A 2,599-nucleotide genomic window follows, 5' to 3' on the forward strand; every position below is an offset into this window, starting at 1 on the left:
ATAGGAATTTGGATTCGTCAGGCAAGTTAAAATAAAAACACAACTAAAAGGGTACATCATATTTGGATACCCAAAAAAGTGTCAGAAAACAACTATTTTCTGAACATTGTTTTATTGCAGTTAGGACATTAACAACTATATCTTCTGTTTGTTTCTCCACGCTCAAGTTCCATTTCTAAGAATTCTTCTAATATCCAATCAGGTACTTCTTCTTCATAACCACACGATGGGCATTTCATTTCTATCATAACATCATCTTCTATAAGCATCTCTAATTCTTCATCAGTGTATTTGATGATTTGTTTTTTTCCTTTTTTTGAGGTACTTGGATTCGAAGATACACCTGTCTCTATATCGTCTGTCATTTTTTATTCCATCTTCTAAAGGATCATAAGTTTCTATGTAAACCATTATTTCACCAGATTCACACAGTAAAGAATCTCTTTGAAATGATTTTATCATATTATATCTAAAGTGTGTATCTTGTTCTTTCTTTTTTGTAACAGCTTGTCTTTCTTTTTTTAATTGAAGGTTTTTTTATTTTCTGCCCTAATAAGTCAGCCATGATAGGACGAATTGTATAACGCGTAATGTATTTCACACATTGTTTGATATCATCATGGTTCTGATCTTTTTTAGATTGAGGAGCGTGAACGTAAAATCCGTATTGATATCTGGTATAAAGCCATAATTTTACTCTTTGAAAGTTTTCGTTATCACCAATTCTTCTACTTAAATAATCAAGAATTTGGAATCTCCAAGTTTGTCTAAGTTTATTGTATGACATATATGAGAAGTTCTTTAATTTATTATTTTTCTTATCATAGCCATCTTCACATACCAAAACATGAATATGAGGATTCCATTGTAAAGAACGACCAAATGTATGGAGAGAGGCAATAGCACCGAAGGCAATATTATCTTTGGTGTCTTTATAAAGATATTGTGATTTTAATCTTTTGATTTTACCAAACTCATTCATATTCTTTGATTTATTTTTACGAAACTTTCTATCATTGAAAACACACGCAATAGTATTGCGAGCAGCTATAAAAAGGTCATCTAAAAGAGTACGGTTTTTAAGAAAAAAGTATCGAAGTTCTTTAGGAATGGTAAAGACGACATGTCGATGTTTCGTTTCGAAAGCCATAGCGAAACATAAGCAGCCCGTTTTTGAGAAGCCTTAGATACAAAAACGTGATGAATAGGTATGGGCTACAATTGTTTCATTACCACAAGCAGGACATTCATAAAGATCGTAACCAAGATAGATAGAACTGCAAAGAATAGTTTTTTGAATATTATCATAAGTCACATCTCTCATTCTGCCATCCTGATAGAGTTGAGAAACGAGTTCAAAATTATCAAAGAAAATATATTTGAAAGTCTCTTTACCATTTTTCTTCACGTATTGTTTGAAATTAAAGAGACTCATTGTATCAATAGGTTTTGCCAAATCAATCATAATAATCACCAAGGATATTATACAACCAAAAAAGGTGACAATCATCTTATATGATTATTCACCTAGTGTTAATGTCCATATATGAATGACAATTTAGTGATAACAGTTATGAGTTTAGACCAAAAAGAAGTGCACATCAAGCAGTGAATAAAGTAGCAGAATATGCGAAGGATGGGTATAACTATGCCATGGATCTAGATTTAGAGAAGTTTTTTTGATACTGTAGATCATAGTCGACTTATCCAAATTGTATCAGAAACGATAACAGATGGAAGAGTGATATTCTTAATCCATAAGTATCTAAATGCTGGAGTAATAGAGAAACATTCGTTTAAAGAAACAGAAGTCGAAGTAGCAGGAGGTCCATTAAGTCCATTGTTGTCAAACATATTGTTAAATGAGTTTGATAAGGAGATGGAGGAAAGAAGGAATCCATGTATCGTTATGCGAATAATGCAGTATTGTTATTCAAAAGTAAGAGCTGCTTAAAAGAGAAGCTGTATGTAAAAGTCAATGAAGAAAAAAACGGTGACTGCATATATAACAAAAATAGCATTCTTAGGATTTGGATTTTATATAGCTAAGGGTGGTCATGTACAAATCACTGTTAGTAAGAAAAGTAAAAGAAAGATGAAGGAGAAAATCAAGGGAATAACGAAACGGAATCGTCCAATAAAAGCAAAGGAACTAGCGGATGAACTAAGACAATACTTAAGAGGATGGATAAACTATTACAAGGTAGCAGATATGAAGGGATATCTAAGGAAAATAGATAAATGGATGAGAAGGCGAATCCGAATAATATATTAGAAAAGGTGGAGACTAGCGGGAACCAAATATAGTAACTTATAGAAACTGGGAATTCATAGAAGCGAGGCATGGTAATGGGCGAATACAAGAAAGAACTACTGGAGAACTTCCAATAGCCCAGTACTAACTAGAGCACTATCCAGTTCGATATTAGAGAAGTTAAGATATATGGGTGTTTTAGCTTATTACAGCTTTATAAACTGGTGAACCACCAAGTATGGAATCGTATGTGGGTAAAATATTTTAATTGTTAGCCGTTATTTGATTTTTCACAATAAAATCACAATATTTTATTGTAAGCAATACCATACCTGACTTTAGAAG

At 32.2% G+C, this 2,599-nt stretch carries 5 protein-coding genes; 2 read left to right on the plus strand and 3 right to left on the minus strand.

Translation table 11 applies throughout. The features are described from left to right. Nucleotides 1-128 precede the first annotated feature (128 nt). From BN350_RS17985 to BN350_RS17995, 3 genes are all read right to left on the minus strand, one after another. On the minus strand, nucleotides 129-365 hold the full coding sequence (locus tag BN350_RS17985) for a hypothetical protein (protein WP_028044830.1): 237 nt from the start codon (nucleotides 363-365) through the stop codon (nucleotides 129-131). Between the two features lie 104 nt (nucleotides 366-469). Further along, on the minus strand, nucleotides 470-1,150 hold the full coding sequence (locus BN350_RS17990; protein WP_028044831.1) for a transposase: 681 nt from the start codon (nucleotides 1,148-1,150) through the stop codon (nucleotides 470-472). A gap of 33 nt (nucleotides 1,151-1,183) precedes the next feature. Beyond that, nucleotides 1,184-1,465 carry a transposase zinc-binding domain-containing protein gene (locus BN350_RS17995; protein ID WP_028044832.1) on the minus strand — a complete coding sequence of 94 codons (282 nt, stop codon included), beginning with the start codon at nucleotides 1,463-1,465 and terminating at the stop codon, nucleotides 1,184-1,186. A 261-nt stretch (nucleotides 1,466-1,726) separates the two neighbouring features. Here BN350_RS17995 and BN350_RS21565 point away from each other — a divergent pair, with 261 nt between their 5' ends. Further along, nucleotides 1,727-1,954, plus strand: a complete 228-nt coding sequence (locus tag BN350_RS21565; protein ID WP_231385326.1) for a hypothetical protein — start codon at nucleotides 1,727-1,729, stop codon at nucleotides 1,952-1,954. 24 nt (nucleotides 1,955-1,978) lie between these two features. After that, on the plus strand, nucleotides 1,979-2,275 hold the full coding sequence (locus BN350_RS21570; protein WP_028044834.1) for a group II intron maturase-specific domain-containing protein: 297 nt from the start codon (nucleotides 1,979-1,981) through the stop codon (nucleotides 2,273-2,275). Nucleotides 2,276-2,599 lie beyond the last annotated feature (324 nt).

The sequence above is a fragment of the Candidatus Stoquefichus massiliensis AP9 genome (assembly GCF_000455285.1).
GTDB classification, from domain to species: domain Bacteria; phylum Bacillota_I; class Bacilli_A; order Erysipelotrichales; family Coprobacillaceae; genus Stoquefichus; species Stoquefichus massiliensis.

Excerpts from the sequence above, each read along its gene's own strand:
- BN350_RS17985 (WP_028044830.1), bottom strand. The coding sequence starts at position 365 with ATGACAGACGATATAGAGACAGGTGTATCTTCGAATCCAAGTACCTCA.
- BN350_RS17990 (WP_028044831.1), bottom strand. The coding sequence starts at position 1,150 with ATGGCTTTCGAAACGAAACATCGACATGTCGTCTTTACCATTCCTAAA.
- BN350_RS17995 (WP_028044832.1), bottom strand. The coding sequence starts at position 1,465 with ATGATTGATTTGGCAAAACCTATTGATACAATGAGTCTCTTTAATTTC.
- BN350_RS21570 (WP_028044834.1), top strand. The coding sequence starts at position 1,979 with ATGAAGAAAAAAACGGTGACTGCATATATAACAAAAATAGCATTCTTA.